This window comes from Ruegeria sp. AO1, from assembly GCF_056535985.1.
In genome coordinates this window covers 203815-220132 of sequence record NZ_JBQFJC010000001.1, presented here as the reverse complement: position 1 = coordinate 220132, position 16318 = coordinate 203815, and the positions used below count along the sequence as shown (strand labels likewise).

Here is a 16318-nt window from a genome sequence, read left to right as displayed (position 1 = left end):
AAATTTAATGAAGACGATCAAAGGTCCAGCTTTGTTTCTTGCGCAATTTGCGGGGGACGAAGCACCGTTCAATTCGTGGGACGCGATCACCAAATGGGCGGCTGATTGTGGATACAAGGGCGTTCAGGTCCCCAGTTGGGACGGTCGGTTATTCGACTTGGAACAAGCCGCGTCTAGTACCGGTTATTGCGATGACTTCAAAGGCAAAGCAACGGAGAATGGCGTCGAAGTCACCGAACTTTCAACGCATCTTCAAGGCCAGCTTGTGGCCGTTCACCCAGCCTATGACAACGCGTTTGATGGCTTTGCAGCCGAAAGTGTTCGCGGGAACCCGAAAGCCCGGCAAGAATGGGCAGTGGATCAGGTCAAAAAGGCTCTGTCAGCGTCAAAAAACCTGGGTATTTCCGCACATGCAACATTCTCTGGCGCGCTAGCATGGCCTTATGTCTATCCTTGGCCGCAACGCCCTGCCGGCTTGATTGAAACGGCGTTTGATGAGCTTGCGCGTCGTTGGGTGCCAATCCTTGATCACGCCGAAGACTGCGGCGTTGATGTTTGCTATGAAATCCACCCCGGAGAGGACCTCCACGATGGTATGACATACGAGATGTTTCTGGAACGGACGGGAAATCACCCACGGGCCTGCATGCTATACGACCCGTCACACTACGTGCTGCAATGTCTCGACTATCTGGACAATATCGACATCTACAAAGATCGGATCAGGATGTTCCATGTCAAAGATGCCGAGTTTAACCCGACCGGGCGGCAGGGTGTTTATTCCGGATATCAAAGCTGGGTCGATCGGGCCGGACGGTTCCGTTCGCTGGGCGATGGTCAGGTGAATTTCGGGGCTGTGTTTTCAAAAATGGCCGCGAATGACTTTGATGGCTGGGCTGTGGTCGAATGGGAATGCTGTCTCAAACACCCCGAGGATGGTGCGCGTGAAGGCGCTCAGTTCGTATCAGATCACATCATCCGTGTGACAGAGAAAGCCTTTGATGATTTCGCCGACGGTGGCGCAGACGAAGCCGCCAATCGTAAAATGCTGGGGATTGAGTGATGGTCACAGGACGCAGTGAAGAAACCTCGGGTCGCATTCGGCTTGGCATGGTTGGCGGCGGAAATGACGCCTTCATAGGCGGTGTTCATCGCATAGCCGCTCGACTAGACGACAAGTTCGAACTGGTTGCTGGTGCTTTGTCTTCGACGCCAGAAAAATCTCTTGAAAGCGGGCAGGCATTGGGGCTCGAACGGGTCTATGGAGACTTTAAGCAGATGGCGATAAGGGAAGCCCGGCTGAAATCCGGGATCGAGGCGGTCTCAATCGTCACGCCAAATCACGTCCATTATGCAGCCGCGCGTGAGTTCCTGAAACGCGGTATTCATGTCATTTGTGACAAACCACTCACCTCGACCCTTGCCGATGCAAAAAAGCTGGTAAAGGCGGCGGAAAGCGCGAATGCGCTGTTCATTCTGACCCACAATTACACGGGCTATCCGATGGTTCGGCAGGCGCGGGAAATGGTTGCCAACGGTGATATCGGCAAGATCCGAGTCGTCCAGGTTGAATACCCGCAGGACTGGCTGACCGAGCAGCAGGATTTCAAACAGGCTGAGTGGCGAACCGATCCCGAACGCTCGGGCGCGGGTGGATCAACCGGTGACATCGGGACTCATGCTTACAACCTCGCTTGCTTTGTAACCGGGCTGACAGCGGAAAGCCTTGCGGCGGACTTGCAGGCCTTTGTGCCGGGGCGCAAAGTCGATGACAACGCCCACGTCTTGCTTCGCTTCGAGGGCGGAGCGCGGGGTATGTTGTGGTCTTCTCAGGTGGCTCCCGGAAATGAAAACGCACTTCGGTTGCGGGCCTACGGCGAAAAAGGTGGGCTGGAGTGGGCCCAAGAAGATCCAAATTATCTTTGGTTTACGCCATACAACCAGCCCAAGCGCCTGATCACCCGAAATGGAGCTGGAGCAGGTGATGCGGCCAATCGGTTGAGCAGAGTCCCTCCGGGCCATCCCGAGGGATATCTTGAAGGTTTCGCCAATATCTATCGAGAGGCTGCTGAGGCGATCCAAGCTTTCCGAAATGGGAGTTCGACTGATGCGTCGGTTGTTTATCCAACGGTTTATGACGGGCTAAATGGTGTTAAGTTTGTAGCCGCATGCGTGCAAAGCTCTTCAAGGAATGCGGCTTGGGTCAGCTTAGCTTAAATCCTGGTTGTGGGCGTAGGGCGTGTATCTTGGAAGGCATCGTGGGTATCTACCAAAAACCGAAGCGCGCAACCTATAACTGAACACTCCGGAACAACGAACCGCGAGCGTCGCTGAAGCTCCAGATTATGGTAACGACATCTGCTCGAAATCAAACGCCCGTTCCTTACGCATTCGCCGCTATCGGTGTTCTTTTTGCTTCAATCTGTTTCGGGCTGGTTCCCTACTTTAGCCGCAGCCTGACCGAACAAGGCGTCGCACCCTATGCGGTCGCATTCTACCGCTACATTGTTGCGGCGCTTCTTCTGCTTCCTGTTCTAATCGTGCACCGAAAAGAATGGCGAGAGATCACTTGGGGTCTTTCCGCTGGCGCCGTAATGGGACTTGGTTGGATCGGGTATGTAATGGCGCTGGAGAAGTTGCCCGCATCGACAGTGGGTGTGCTTTACATGACCTATCCGGTGTTCACCTTAGTTATTGCTTGGACTGTGTTTGCCGATGCACCCACGCGACGCGATATGTTGGCCGCTGGTCTGATTGTGGTGGCAGCTGTCATTGCTGGCTCGCCTGCATCAGTGGCTGCGGAACATCTACCAACGCTGCTGCTATCCCTTGCCGCTCCATTTGGGTTTGGCTTCGGAATCTGCGTCTTGGTACACAGGTTGTCACGGATTGCGCCGTTGGCACGTATCGCGTCAGTTTCTCTGGGGTCTGTGCTGGGCCTCGCGCCGCTCATCGTTGGTTCTGAGGTTGGAGAGCTTCTCCCAAGGGAACAGTCCGATTGGCTTTTCATTGTTGGCATTGGTCTGGTTACTGCTTTCGTGCCCCAGCTTATCTACACGATATGCTCACCTGTTATTGGGGCTTCCCAAACTGCGGTCGTCGGAAGCATCGAATTGCCCACGATGTTTGCCGTGGGATATTTTGCTTTTGGCGAAGCGATCTCTTTTCATCAAGCTTTTGCATGTGCCCTAGTGCTGGGCGCAATCGCGATCACAAGAAGTAGAAAGACGCGCACCGTATCTACCGTGCTCGCAAAATCACCGAGGCGGTAGTATTGGGTTCGAAGGCGACATACGCCGGCATTCATACAATGCCCATTTTCGGTTGGCCTGATTTGACTGGTCCAGTTTGGTTGTGAATGCATGACTGGTCTCCAGTCCATCGGGGCGAGAGTTTGCAATGCTTCTCATTTATTTCTTCTCGAAACGGTAAACGCCATCCCAATCGGCCGGAGCTTCAAACGCAAAACTGCTGCAGCGTTCGATAAAGACATCTACAAGAAGCTTGTTAGCTGCGATTTCTCGATGCCTCTTTAAAGCATCTAATGCGTCATTCCATTTTCCAGACTGATACAAGTCATAGCATGCACGCCATTCTTCGAGTTCGCGTTTTTTGGCTGCGCTCACCAAAATACCACTCTCATCATCTTTTTCCGCTACCAGTTCAAAGATGCGACTAGGAAAACTAGTCCCGGCGGGCACGACAAAGTCAATTTCGCGCAGCACAAACTTGCTCTCGACATGAACGGCCACATCTGACGATATGAGAATTCTTGTGCCGTAAACTTTGTTCAACCCTTCCAGTCTGGAAGCAAAGTTAACGGCAGCGCCGAGCGCAGTGTATTGCAATCTTGAGAGAGACCCGACGTTACCGACCACTACGCGACCGGTGTGCAGGCCGAATCGTGTGTGCAAGGGACGTAGTGGTAACGCTTCGTCACCAGAATTGAGTTTCGCCTCAGCCTGCAAACAAGCCAAAGCTGCTCGGCAAGCATGAACAGGGTGATCGATATCATCGAGCGGAGCATTCCACAGAGCCATAATGGCATCACCGATATACTTATCCACGGTACCCTGATTGCCGGATATCTCTTTTTCCATTGCTTCGAAATACTCGGACAAGGCAGGCATCAGAACTTCGGGTTCAAGCCCCTCGGTTTGGCGCGTAAAGCCTTTGAGGTCAGCGAACATAAGTGTCACGTCGCGCGACTCTCCCCCAACGCTAATTCTCTCTGCTTTTGAAAGGATAGAGCGCACCAGCTCCTTCGGTACGAACGCACCGAAACTCGACAATCCAGCTTTCATACTCGCAACGGCAGCACCGAGTTCGGCGACTTCCTGAATATTTGATTTCAGGTTCAAGTTTTCACTTATTTCAAAGTTACTGACTTTTCTCGCTTCCGTTGCCACGCGCACAAGATTTTTGCTCAACAGACGGGCGACAACAAAGGTAAATGAGACAGCCAGAACCAAAGCAAGTACGCCGATTTGCATGGCACGAGTCGTGTTTCTTTTAATTTCTCCGATAAACTCATCTTCCGGAACTATGAGCCCCAGCGTGGGTTGGGCACCGAAGACTTCAGGGATTGGCATCACAGATGCGATATAGTTTCTTTCATCGGATGCTGGAGCTATGCGGAAAAAATCCTGCTGACTGGTTCGCCATTTATCAATGACACCGTCAATAATTTGGCTACGACCTTCAACTAACTCGTTCGTATTGGTACTCACGAAGCGCGGCTCTCCACCTTCGGACCGCGTGCTGGTGTAGGAAAGTAGGCGACCTTCGCGATCTAGCATGAAAACCAAACCATGATCGCCAATCCTGATATCATCCAGGATTTGCGAAAGTGCCGATATTGTTATGTCGAGCGCAACGACGCCAAGCAATTTACCTTCGTCGTCAACCACGGTTTTTGAGAACGTTGCACCCAAACGCCCTGTGCTCTCGAATTGATAAAGCGGCGATACGTAAACGCCGCTTTGCTCCAACGCCCCGCGATACCAAGGGCGTGTTCGAGGATCGTAGGCAGTGGTTCCACTAAGAAATGGCGTGGCCAACGAACGGCCATCCGACCAAAAGTAAGTCTCGACGCGCTCGCCAAATTGTTCGGAAATTATCCGTTGAACACGATCTACTCCTTCCGGCACAGGCAAGGCGCTCGTACCAAAAGTTTTCCAATGTTTTGGGAGGTTAATATTCTGAAAAAAGTCTCCGGATTCTTCCTCGCCAAAATACAAGCCATAGTAGTGCTCATTGCCTTGCATCAGCGAATAGAGCACGTCCAAACCTGCACTTGAGCCAGCATAGTCCGTAAACTTAGAAAGAAAGACAGATGCAGAAGATACGACACTTCCCGCTCCGCGTATCACGGTTAGCATCTCATCGACTGACTGGCTTCTGGCCTCGGTCATCCGCTCTTTCGCAGTACGAATGGCGAGCTCTTTGTTGCCAAAATATAGAATGGCAACAAGCATTGTTGTTACGGCTAACGTGAGGAACGTAAATAACGTCGCAACGCCGATATGGAGACGTATTTTCATACCGGCAATTAGTCAAAGTGTAACAATAAAAGTCCAGTCGCTCGTTGCCTCACATATGAGTATCTTGAGCACATTGTTACCTGAGGACACAAAGTACTGGCATTATTGTTCTTTCTTGGCTTCTTCGGCGCTTTTGGCTCGCCCAAACCGAACGCTAAAGGACGGCATATCGTGAACCAGCCAATAAGCGAGTGAACAAGCAACCACTAGAAGTGCAAGGCCGACCAGATCCAGCCCGCTGGTTTTTTCCGTATCGAGTATAATGACCTTTCGTGCGACGGCCATGAGCGCCGTCGCAACCACTATCTTCACATGGATTACGTCGTCGCGAAGATAGATTGTGATGTTTACGAATATTTCGATAGCGATTAGAACCGCCATGAAGGCGCCAAAAGTAGACAAAATTTCAGAGATTGTCAGTATGAATACAGGCTGATTGATTAGTTTCTGATAGAGGGTCCAGGCCACATCCAAGACGCCAAGTAGTATAACCAGAACCATCATTACGGCCAGAATTCGGACGGCGAACCGAATTACGACCTGAAGTTTTTCTACAAATGGATCCTTGTGTTCCATTTATCACCTCCCCCTCTTTGCTACGTCAGGACGCCAAACGGGTGTTCTATGCGCCACCATCGATTGCTCCCCAACGGAAACATCCTGTACCATCAGTGTTTCATTTCAGCCGAGCTTGCCTCGACGATTTTCAGCATCACTCTAGCGCCAGATGTCTTTTTTCTGAGGGACTGGCTCGCAAGCCCCGTTGAAAAAAATCCGAAATCCAAACGGCCAACCACAAAAGAAACCTCGATCTGTGTATGCCGCAACTTGCCAATCGGCAGACGCCGATGACTATTCCTGAGTTCGCTTCAAAACGCGCCGCAAACTACCCCGAGAGGACAAGATCACTCCGTTGACAAGCTCGGTAAGATCCTCCTTTCCAATTAAATCAAGTGACCACTTTTTTGGGGCTAGCCATTTCAAACCACACTCTTTTCACTCAAACGAATTTAAGATGAAACATTTCCTTTAGGCCGGACAGCACGAGTGTCGGAAGCGCCGCGACAAAGAACGTTCCCAACAGGTGTGAAAAAGGCAATGGAACCGTGCCAAGGACAAAATGGCCCGGAGCAGAGTAAATTGCCAACAAAGACAAAACGACTGAAATGCCGACTGCGCCTAGGAGCATTGTGTTGCCAAGCGGCGATTTGCGATAAAGTGTCGTTGTAGTTCGCGCGTCAAAGACATGCCAGATTTGCGCAAATATGAGGGTCATAAAGGCAGCTGTTTGCGCGTGCTCCAGAGAGGCGCCGCGTTCGAGAAACTCTTGAAACACGTAGTAGGTCAGAAATCCCAATGCGCTGCCCCTAATCAGAATCCGCTCTTTCATTCCACCGCCAAACATGTCCTCGTCGCGCGGGCGTGGCGGGCGTCTCATTAGATCCGGCTCGCTTTTTTCAAATCCCAGCGCCAGTGCTGGTAAGCCATCTGAAACCAAGTTCACCCAGAGGATCATAAGCGGTGTGATCGGAAGGAGGGGATCTGCTCCCATCAGCAGGAAAGCGAAAAGAATGGTGGTAACTTCCGCAACGTTGGCAGTCAGTGCTTGCCGGACAAATTTCAGTAGGTTGTCAAAGATTCTCCGACCCTCACGAACGGCCGTGACGATAGTCGTGAAGTTATCATCCAGAAGAATCAACGCGGCGCTGTCCTTGGCAACCTGTGTCCCAGTTATCCCCATGGCGACACCTATGTCAGCCGCGCGAAGCGCAGGCGCATCGTTCACGCCATCTCCTGTCATCGCGGCCACTTCACCATTGGTCTGAAGTGCCTTAACGATGCGAAGTTTGTGCTCAGGCGTCACGCGTGCAAATACAGCTGCGTTCTTCACAGCGCTGTTTAGATCTTCATCTTTCATTTGGTCGAGCTCGGCACCCGTGAATACGGCTTGCTGCGAATCCGACATTACACCGATTTGCTCGGCTATGGCCTTGGCGGTGACTGCATGATCCCCAGTAATCATAACAGTACGAATTCCGGCACTGGTGGCTTCTGCCACGGCATGCGGCACTTCTTGCCGGGGGGGATCCATAATACCATGGATACCAGCGAGCACGATTTCCTGTTCGGGGTTGTCGTGATCCAGTTCGTCTGGGGAAACTTCGCGATACGCCACTGCCAAAGTTCTAAGAGCGAGCGCGCCAAAACTGTCAATGACATTTTCTATATCAGCTCGTAGTTCAGGCGTTATTTGGCGCTCCTCCTCGCCGATACGGACCTTAACCGCTCGCGACAAAATCACGTCAGGCGCCCCTTTTGCGACCAAAACAGTCCGCCCGTCGGGAAGCTGTGCGAAGACGGACATCATTTTTCTTGTTGAATCAAATGGGAAGGATTGAAGAGCCTCGCTCCGACGAGCCCTCAGTTCTTCGACATCAATTCCAGCCTTTGCCGCAGCGACCAGAAGCGCACCTTCAGTCGGGTTACCTTGCACTGAGGTCTCAGCACCTTCACCAATCAGCCGGGCATCATTGCAAAAAGCAGAGATCATCAGCACAGGCCATAACGGTGTCCCCACTTCGACCTTTGTGGCTTCGTTTTTCGAGTCCAGAAATTCCCCTGACGTGTCAAAGCCAGCGCCACTTACCTCCCAGGTTTCGCCCCCAGCCCAAATGCGCATCACCTGCATTTGGTTTTGTGTAAGAGTTCCAGTCTTGTCCGAGCAGATAACAGACGTGGCGCCTAACGTTTCCACCGAAGACAGTTTTCGAGCCAGAGCGTTATTCGAAGCCATGTTCTGAGATCCGAGCGTCAAAAGAATTGTGACGACAGTTGGTAGGCCTTCTGGAATGGCTGCTACTGACAGAGAAATCGCTGTATTTAGCATCTCAGAGAGGTCCATGCCGTTGATAACGCCGATACCAATGACGATAGCCACGACAATAAGAGCCGCGATAACAAGTACCTTCGAAAGTGCTTCGATTTTGAGCTGCAGCGGCGTCCTTGGTTCCTTGGCCGCTGACATCAGATCCGCGATATGGCCAACCTCGGTTATCATGCCAGTTCCAACCACGACGCCTTCGCCGGTTCCACCAGTGACAAGGGTACTCATGAAGCCCATGTTGAGGCGATCGGCAAGAACGACCTCCTGATCGTTGATCTTGCGATCATGTTTGTCCACAGGTTCGGACTCTCCGGTTAGCGCAGCTTCATCGACCTGCATTCTGTTGGCTTGGAGGAAGCGAATGTCAGCGGCAAGGATATCACCTGTTTTAACTATCAATATGTCGCCGGGGACCAAATCAGAAGCGGCGATTTGTACCTGGTCACCGTCCCTTATTACCAAGGCCTGTGGGGCTGACATCTCGCGAAGTGCAGCGAGTGATTGTTCCGCCTTGAACTCTTGCCAAAACGAGATGAAGGCATTGAAGATCGCGATCACAAAGATCGCCACGGCGTCGATCCAATGTCCGGTGAAAGCCGAAATAACCGCACCCACCATAAGGATTATCAGGAGCGGGCTCTTAAATTGAACGAGCAGCATTTTCCACGCTGGCTCAGCCTCGGCTTCGGATAGACGGTTTAGTCCATATCGGGAGAGGCGTTCCTTTGCGGTTTCCGAGCTCAATCCGTTTTTAGGATCTACAGCTAGTGCCTCGGTCAACGCAGTTTTCTCGATCACCCAAGGTGCTGTCGGAAGTGTGTCTCGGTCATCCGTGGCATGGAAAGCATGCTGCATAGAGGCCCCTTTCGCTACGACGTGGGTGCAAATTTTCGCGCACACGGAGCGCGAATCACAGCTAGTCTACTTCCTGCCTTCGTTTTTTCACTTTCCACTGAGCCATTTTGGCTCGCCAGAAATTGAAACGAATCTAAATACATGCTCGTTTTTTTATGTCGCTCTACCTCCAACGCGAGAGTTAGTTATGTCAAATTTCAAATTCCCTACTGCATTTACAATCCTGTTTGCTCTGATCGCTATTGTAGCGGTGTTAACTTGGGTCATTCCTGCAGGCGAATACGAACGTCAAATGAACGAAGCTTTGGGCAGCGAAGCTCCTGTTCCGGGCACCTATCACGAAGTCGAGTCTAACCCCCAAGGACTAACTTCGGTCATTCTCGCGCCAATTGCCGGGATGTATGACCCTGGGCTTCTCGGAAGCTCTTCAAGTGCAGCAATAGACGTCGCGCTCTTCGTTTTGGTTATTGGCGGCTTCCTGATGGTCGTGACCAAGACTGGTGCCATTGACGCCGGCATTGGGTGGTTGCTGCACAGGCTTGAAGGCCGCGAGATTTTAATGATCCCGATTCTGATGATCGCATTTGCATTTGGCGGCACCAGCTACGGCATGGCAGAGGAAACACTGGCGTTTTATGCGCTTATAATTCCGGTTTTCATACGCGCGGGATATGATTCACTCACCGGTGTTGCCGTGATCATGCTAGGAGCTGGTATCGGCACTCTTGGCTCAACCTTCAACGCGTTTGCGACAGTCGTCGCTTCGCAAGGTGCTGGTATTCCATTTACGACTGGCATCGTTTTAAGGTTCATTATCCTCATACTCTGCTTGGCAGCTGGCATCGCTTTTGTCATGAGATACGCAAAGCGAGTAAAAGCCGATCCATCTGCATCTGTGGTTGCGGATCAAGCCGAGGAAAACAGAAGGCATTTTCTTAAGGGGTCGGCCGGCGATGATGCTTTGCCAGAGTTGACTCGAACCCGCTCCATCATCCTGCTCCTGTTCGGCATTACGTTTGCAATAATGATCTATGGTGTTGTGGTATTGGGATGGTGGATGGCCGAGATGTCTGGCCTATTCCTTGTGATGTCCATCATCGTTTGGTGGGTCGGGAAAATGGACGAAGGGTCCCGTATGGACGAGGCGACCTTTGTGGAAACCTTCGTTGATGGCGCGCGCGATTTGCTGGGCGTTGCCCTGATCATTGGCGTCGCACGCGGTGTTGTCGTCATTATGGACGCGGGCAAGATCACCGACACTATCCTTGCAGGGGCAGAGGGGTTTGTCTCAGGACTGAGCGAGTTCGCCTTTATCAACGCGATGTTTGGCATTCAGATCTTGATGTCATTCCTGGTGCCGTCCTCGTCAGGGCTGGCCACGCTTTCGATGCCGATTATGGCGCCGCTTGCTGATTTTGCGGGCGTCGGTCGTGACCTGGTGGTGACAGCGTACCAGTCGGCAAACGGGTGGGTGAACCTGTTCAATCCGACATTTGCCGTCGTCATGGGAGGACTCGCCATTGGCCGTGTCTCCTATGATCGGTGGCTACGCTTCGTTTGCCCCCTGCTTCTTATACTTGCCGTGATCATCTGCGCCGCGCTCACCGTTGGCGCCATAACTGATCCGGGGATCGACGGGCCCGCAACTGAGACTTCAGACACAACATCGAACTGAGCCGTCGCAATGACCGATCGCTCCGCTCCAGAGACAACTTCGAAATCGGGTGCCCTTGGGCTGACGGCCTGTATCGCTTTGGTTGTTGGAAACATGATTGGGTCGGGGGTGTTCCTTCTGCCGGCCTCACTTGCTCCGTTTGGGCCAATTGCAATCGGCGGGTGGATTCTGACTTCCGCAGGGGCGCTGGTTCTGGCGATCATTTTCGGCAGGCTGTCACGCGTCGTTTCCAAACCTGGCGGCCCTTATGCCTACTCGCAAGAGGCATTCGGAGACTTTGCAGGTTTCATAATTGCCTGGGGGTATTGGATCGCGCTTTGGACCGGGAACGCAGCTGTTGCCGTTGCGTTGGTGGGGTATCTTGGCTTCCTGTTTCCGGTCATCATCGAAGTGCCAATGTACGGCCTATCGACCGCGCTGGTCGCGATTTGGACGCTTACCTTGGTAAATATCCGAGGTGTTGAAGGGGCCGGTTTGGTTCAGATCGTGACCACCGTGCTCAAACTCGCGCCTTTGATCCTGATTGGCACGCTGGGTATCTTCTGGATCGAAACGGAGAACTACATCCCAGTTAACCAAAGTGGCACGACGGCCTTTACGGCGATCTCGGCTGCGGCGGCCCTGACGCTCTGGGCCTATTTGGGCCTCGAATCCGCGACCGTTCCATCTGGCGACGTTATCGAGCCGGAAAAGACCATCCCGCGCGCCACGATCATCGGCGTGATTATCGCGGCCAGCGTCTATATAGCGGTGACCGCCGTTTCGATGGGCGTCATTCCTGCCGAGTTGCTGGCTGTTTCTGCCGCACCGCTGGCAGCGGTAGGCGAAGTCATGTTTGGCACCTTTGGCGGTATACTCGTAGCCGTAGGTGCGGTGATATCTACGTTCGGAACTCTGAACGGCTTCACACTGCTCAGTGGCCAGGTCCCATACGGCGCTGCTTTGGATCGCGTTTTCCCCGCAGCTCTGGGCCGGAAATCGAAATTTGGAACGCCTGCTAACGCTCTGATATTGTCGAACGCCCTAGCCTCCGTTCTGATTATCATGAACTATGCTCAAGGACTGGTCGCCGCATTCAACTTTGTTATTCTACTTGCTGTTGTCGCAAGCCTGTTGCCCTATGCCATCTGTTCCGTGGCCGAGATCATGATCCGGCTAAAAGGTGGGCAAGTCCTGCATGGCCCAGAATTGGCGAAGGTCGTTGTTCTGGGCGCCCTTGGGTTCATTTATTCCGTATGGGCCTTCGTCGGTTCGGGTGCGGAAACCGTTTTGGTTGGCTCTGTATTGCTGCTTATGGGCGTGCCTATCCATGTCTGGGTTCGCTGGAGCCAGGCCTATGACGTTGAAGACATTCAAAAAACGGATAGTTCGAAAGGAGAGTTACAATGAAGCTCGGCGTTCATTCCGAGATCGGAAAGCTCAATAAGGTGATCGTCTCGCGGCCGTCATTGGCGCATGACCGACTGACACCGCGAAACTGCGAAGAGCTTCTTTTCGATGATGTCATCTGGGTCGAACAGGCTCGTAAGGATCACGCTGAATTCTGCTCGCTCATGCGGGAACGCGGGGTCGAGGTTTACGACATTCAGGACCTTCTGGCAGACGCTATCAGATCAGACCCCTCGGCGCGCGCTTTTCTTCTGGACCGGCTGATCACACCCAACATGGTTGGTCTGGGCTTTTCCGTAGAAATGCGAGCCTGGCTGGACGAGATGGATGCTAAGCTGCTTGCTCGGCATATGCTCGGCGGCATCGTCTTCGCAGACCTTCCCAAAGGCATGATTGATGAGCAGTTCGGCGATCTTGTTTCGCTGGGTGATTTCATTCTTCCGGCCATCCCCAACGCCCAGTTTCAGCGAGACCCCTCCTGCTGGATTTTCGATGGTGTGACCGCGAATCCAATGTTCTGGCCTGCTCGTAAGCCGGAAACCTTGATCATGCGAACTGTGTACCGGCACCACAAGATGTTCAAAGACGCCGAGTTTGAGTTCTGGTGGGGCGACAGCGACGACGATTTCGGTCTCGCATCGGTTGAGGGCGGAGATGTTCAGCCAGTTGGCAATGGAACGGTTTTCATCGGGATGGGTGAGCGTACGACCCGGCAGGCTGTCGCACAGGTCGCAGAAGCGCTGTTCAGCAAGGGCGGCGCCGAGCGTGTTGTCGCCTGTGCGATGCCCAAGAGCCGCGCGGCCATGCATCTGGATACGGTGTTTACATGCCTCGACCATGACAAGGTCACCGCATTTTCTGAAGTGGCGGATCAGATCACATGTATCTCGATCCGTCCCGGCGATCGTGGGGATTTGGATATCCACGTGGAAAAAGGGCACCTGTTTGACGTCTACAAGGAAGCCCTGGGGCTGAATTCGCTCGAGGTGATTTCTACAGGTGGCAACGAGTTCCAAGCCGAGCGCGAACAATGGGATGACGGTAACAACGTCGTCGCCCTCTCGCCGGGTGTTGTCGTCGGTTATGCGCGTAATACGTTCACAAACGGAAAGATGCGCGCAGCCGGTGTCGAGGTGATCGAAATCTCGGGTCAGGAACTTGGGCGGGGCCGTGGTGGCGGCCACTGTATGACCTGCCCGATAGACCGCGACGCCGCCTATTGAATTTACCATGGGCGCAGCCCCTGCGCCCTCTGATTTTTGTTAGGGAGAGATAAAATGGCATTCAATCTCAAAGGCCGTAGCTATCTGAAAATTGCCGATTTCAGCCAGCGTGAAATGCTGTATCTGCTGGATCTGGCCCGCGACCTGAAGCGCGCGAAATACGCCCGCGCCGAGCAGCCGTCGCTGACCGGCAAGAACATCTGCCTGATCTTCGAAAAAACTTCGACACGCACCCGCTGCGCCTTTGAAGTGGCAGCATACGATCAGGGCGCGAACATCACCTATCTCGATCCGTCGGGCTCACAGATCGGGCACAAGGAGTCTATGAAAGACACCGCCCGTGTTTTGGGACGTATGTTCGACGGGATCGAATTCCGCGGTGCGGGTCAGGACATGGTCGAAACGCTGTCGGAATATGCTGGTGTCCCGGTCTATAACGGCCTGACCGACGATTGGCATCCGACCCAGATGCTTGCCGATATGCAGACCATGATCGAGCACGCTGACAAACCCCGCAAGGACATCGTCTATTCCTATTCGGGCGATTGCCGGTCAAACATGGGCAACTCGCTGTTGATGTTAGGCGCGATCATGGGCTGCGATGTCCGGATGATCTCGCCGAAAGAAACCCAGCCTCATGACGACGTGCGCGAATTGGCGATGGAGAGGGCTCAAAAGACCGGTGCCCGTGTGACCATCACGGACGATACGTCTGCTGTCGAAGGCGCGGACTTCATTCATACCGACGTCTGGGTGTCGATGGGTGAGCCAAAAGAGGTTTGGGCAGAGCGCATCAAGCTGCTGAGCCCGTATCAGGTCAACATGGATCTGATGAAAAAAACGGGCAACCCGAGCGTCAAGTTCATGCACTGTCTGCCAGCGTTCCACAATCTGGAGACCAAGGTTGGCCAGGACATTCACGAACAGTTTGACATCACCGAGATGGAAGTGACCGAGGAGGTTTTCGAAAGCGATATGAACATAGCGTTCGAACAAGCAGAAAACCGGATGCACACCATCAAGGCGATCCTCGTCGCCACACTGGGGAGCTGATCCATGGGACGCGTTGTTGTAGCACTCGGCGGCAACGCGCTTCTCAAACGGGGTGAGGAAATGACAGCAGACAATCAGCGCAAAAACGCGAAGATTGCCGCCGAAGCCCTCGCTCCGCTGTGCGAAGCGCATGAAACCGTCATCACCCACGGGAACGGTCCGCAGGTCGGGATGCTGGCCCTGCAAGAGATCATGTACACCGATGTCAAGGAATACCCGCTGGACGTTTTGGTCGGCGAAACGATGGGCATGATCGGCTACATGATCGAGCAGGAGCTTGGGAATATCCTGCCCTTCGAGCATCATATTGCCACCCTGCTGACCATGATCGAGGTCGACCCGAGCGACCCGGCCTTCGACAACCCGACCAAGTTCATCGGGCAGGTTTATTACGAAGCGGACGCCAAGAAAGAGGCGGCTGACAAGGGCTGGACGGTAAAACCGGATGGCGAGTACTGGCGGCGCGTGGTACCCTCGCCCCGCCCAAAACGTATCTTTCAGGTCGAACCGATCCGTTGGATCCTGGAAAAGGGCGCGACTGTGATCGCTGCTGGAGGAGGTGGCATCCCGACGATGTACGAGGCAGGAGCTGAACGGAAACTGGTCGGGGTCGAAGCCGTCATCGACAAGGATTTCGCGTCCTGTTTGCTGGCACAGAATCTTGGCGCAGACTTCTTTGTTGTTGCAACGGACGCCGAGGCTGTGTTCCTCAATTGGGGAACGCCCGATCAGCAGGGCATTCGGTCCATCACTCCAGATGCTTTGGACGAATACGACTTCCCTGCGGGATCAATGGGCCCGAAAGTGCAGGCCGCTCAGGATTTCGTTCGAACCTCCGGTGGGCGGGCCATTATTTGCGCCCTTGCTGATGTCCCAGCAGCGGTACGTGGTGAGAAAGGAACAACCGTTTCGTTGGACGCAGGAGCAACTCAATTTCATTTATAAAAATGGGCCCGACAAGAAAGTTCTGCTCGAAGCCTTTTTTGTTGTGAACATTTTTGTCTGGGCTGAGCCACCAAAATGGTTCCTAACAGATACAGTTCCGTCTTGCAGATGAGGACTACTGAAGTGCCAAAAACTCGACAGATGAGCGGGGTCGGCTAAACGCATGAATTTACGAACAACTGACTCGTTCGAATCGTAAGGCACTGCCAAGCCAAACGATCCAACAACCTACGCGTCCAGAATTTCCGGTGCCTCAATCACAGGCCACCAGATATGCGTGGCAAGCCATTCGTAGTCGGCCCCGCCCGCACCATTTGCACCAGTTGACTGCTTGTGTGCGGAAATTAGCTCTTGGCTGAATCGATGCCCCCCTCGAACGAACTTCGTCAGTTCGCGATGCACAGTCCAATTCAAAGCCAAACCCAACTCCGTGATTTGAAACCCATCGTCTACACGTTGCACGTTCGGGTTGGCCAAGAGTTTCAGCTGTCGTCTGACGCTTGTCTGAGGCAAATTAGTATATTTAGCTAAACCGCGAGTTGTCCACGGTTGAGGATGAATAACAAGTGCTTGATGCACCCTCTGCATAGGGGCAGGGAATTTAAGATGATCAAACGTGACTTGCCAGCGGCGCCAAAGTCGTAACCGATTTCGCTCAGTTTCACTCATCGACATAGTCATATACACTAATGATTATGACTTAGCTGACAAGCCAACTGAAGCAAAGATCCCACTATTGACAAGAAGCAAC

11 protein-coding genes are annotated in these 16318 nt (G+C 53.1%); 8 read left to right on the top strand and 3 right to left on the bottom strand.

Translation table 11 applies throughout. The features are described 5' to 3' along the window. The first annotated feature begins 7 nt into the window (after nucleotides 1–7). The 3 genes from ACR3FB_RS01155 (at nucleotide 8) to ACR3FB_RS01145 (ending at nucleotide 3272) form a co-directional block, all read left to right on the top strand. Nucleotides 8–1063, top strand: a complete 1056-nt coding sequence (locus ACR3FB_RS01155; RefSeq protein ID WP_480563460.1) for a sugar phosphate isomerase/epimerase family protein — start codon at nucleotides 8–10, stop codon at nucleotides 1061–1063. Continuing rightward, nucleotides 1063–2217, top strand: coding sequence for a Gfo/Idh/MocA family protein (locus ACR3FB_RS01150; protein WP_480563458.1), 1155 nt, complete (start codon nucleotides 1063–1065; stop codon nucleotides 2215–2217). Before ACR3FB_RS01155 ends, ACR3FB_RS01150 begins: the two co-directional genes overlap by 1 nt. 128 nt (nucleotides 2218–2345) lie before the next feature. Beyond that, the gene (locus ACR3FB_RS01145; RefSeq protein ID WP_480563456.1) at nucleotides 2346–3272 is read left to right on the top strand and encodes a DMT family transporter; all 927 of its coding nucleotides are present in this window, start codon (nucleotides 2346–2348) and stop codon (nucleotides 3270–3272) included. Nucleotides 3273–3410: 138 nt separating this feature from the next. On the opposite strand, the gene ACR3FB_RS01140 is transcribed toward ACR3FB_RS01145, so the two are convergent. From ACR3FB_RS01140 to ACR3FB_RS01130, 3 genes are all read right to left on the bottom strand, one after another. After that, the gene (locus tag ACR3FB_RS01140; RefSeq protein WP_480563453.1) at nucleotides 3411–5543 is read right to left on the bottom strand and encodes an adenylate/guanylate cyclase domain-containing protein; all 2133 of its coding nucleotides are present in this window, start codon (nucleotides 5541–5543) and stop codon (nucleotides 3411–3413) included. Nucleotides 5544–5645: 102 nt separating this feature from the next. Beyond that, entirely contained in the window at nucleotides 5646–6119 is a 474-nt protein-coding gene (locus ACR3FB_RS01135; protein ID WP_480563451.1) for a phosphate-starvation-inducible PsiE family protein, read from the bottom strand. Between the two features lie 424 nt (nucleotides 6120–6543). After that, a complete protein-coding gene (locus tag ACR3FB_RS01130) occupies nucleotides 6544–9282 on the bottom strand; it encodes a cation-translocating P-type ATPase (RefSeq protein WP_480563449.1) in 2739 nt (912 codons plus the stop codon). A 187-nt stretch (nucleotides 9283–9469) separates the two neighbouring features. Between ACR3FB_RS01130 and ACR3FB_RS01125 the strand changes: the two genes are divergently transcribed. Genes ACR3FB_RS01125 through arcC form a run of 5 tightly spaced genes read left to right on the top strand, consistent with a single transcriptional unit; the run spans nucleotide 9470 to nucleotide 15567 of the window. Continuing rightward, nucleotides 9470–10957 (top strand): YfcC family protein, encoded by a 1488-nt coding sequence (locus ACR3FB_RS01125; protein WP_480563447.1) that lies wholly within the window; start codon nucleotides 9470–9472, stop codon nucleotides 10955–10957. A 9-nt stretch (nucleotides 10958–10966) separates the two neighbouring features. Further along, nucleotides 10967–12346, top strand: a complete 1380-nt coding sequence (locus ACR3FB_RS01120) for an amino acid permease (protein ID WP_480563445.1) — start codon at nucleotides 10967–10969, stop codon at nucleotides 12344–12346. Beyond that, nucleotides 12343–13569, top strand: a complete 1227-nt coding sequence (locus tag ACR3FB_RS01115) for an arginine deiminase (protein ID WP_480563444.1) — start codon at nucleotides 12343–12345, stop codon at nucleotides 13567–13569. Before ACR3FB_RS01120 ends, ACR3FB_RS01115 begins: the two co-directional genes overlap by 4 nt. A 54-nt stretch (nucleotides 13570–13623) precedes the next feature. After that, nucleotides 13624–14622 carry an ornithine carbamoyltransferase gene (gene argF, locus ACR3FB_RS01110; protein ID WP_480563442.1) on the top strand — a complete coding sequence of 333 codons (999 nt, stop codon included), beginning with the start codon at nucleotides 13624–13626 and terminating at the stop codon, nucleotides 14620–14622. 3 nt (nucleotides 14623–14625) lie between these two features. After that, entirely contained in the window at nucleotides 14626–15567 is a 942-nt protein-coding gene (gene arcC, locus ACR3FB_RS01105; protein ID WP_425083701.1) for a carbamate kinase, read from the top strand. The last annotated feature ends 751 nt before the right edge of the window (nucleotides 15568–16318 follow it).

Coding starts and splice junctions, on each gene's coding strand:
- ACR3FB_RS01155 (WP_480563460.1), top strand. CDS start 8: ATGAAGACGATCAAAGGTCCAGCTTTGTTTCTTGCGCAATTTGCGGGG.
- ACR3FB_RS01150 (WP_480563458.1), top strand. CDS start 1,063: ATGGTCACAGGACGCAGTGAAGAAACCTCGGGTCGCATTCGGCTTGGC.
- ACR3FB_RS01145 (WP_480563456.1), top strand. CDS start 2,346: ATGGTAACGACATCTGCTCGAAATCAAACGCCCGTTCCTTACGCATTC.
- ACR3FB_RS01140 (WP_480563453.1), bottom strand. CDS start 5,543: ATGAAAATACGTCTCCATATCGGCGTTGCGACGTTATTTACGTTCCTC.
- ACR3FB_RS01135 (WP_480563451.1), bottom strand. CDS start 6,119: ATGGAACACAAGGATCCATTTGTAGAAAAACTTCAGGTCGTAATTCGG.
- ACR3FB_RS01130 (WP_480563449.1), bottom strand. CDS start 9,282: ATGCAGCATGCTTTCCATGCCACGGATGACCGAGACACACTTCCGACA.
- ACR3FB_RS01125 (WP_480563447.1), top strand. CDS start 9,470: ATGTCAAATTTCAAATTCCCTACTGCATTTACAATCCTGTTTGCTCTG.
- ACR3FB_RS01120 (WP_480563445.1), top strand. CDS start 10,967: ATGACCGATCGCTCCGCTCCAGAGACAACTTCGAAATCGGGTGCCCTT.
- ACR3FB_RS01115 (WP_480563444.1), top strand. CDS start 12,343: ATGAAGCTCGGCGTTCATTCCGAGATCGGAAAGCTCAATAAGGTGATC.
- argF (WP_480563442.1), top strand. CDS start 13,624: ATGGCATTCAATCTCAAAGGCCGTAGCTATCTGAAAATTGCCGATTTC.
- arcC (WP_425083701.1), top strand. CDS start 14,626: ATGGGACGCGTTGTTGTAGCACTCGGCGGCAACGCGCTTCTCAAACGG.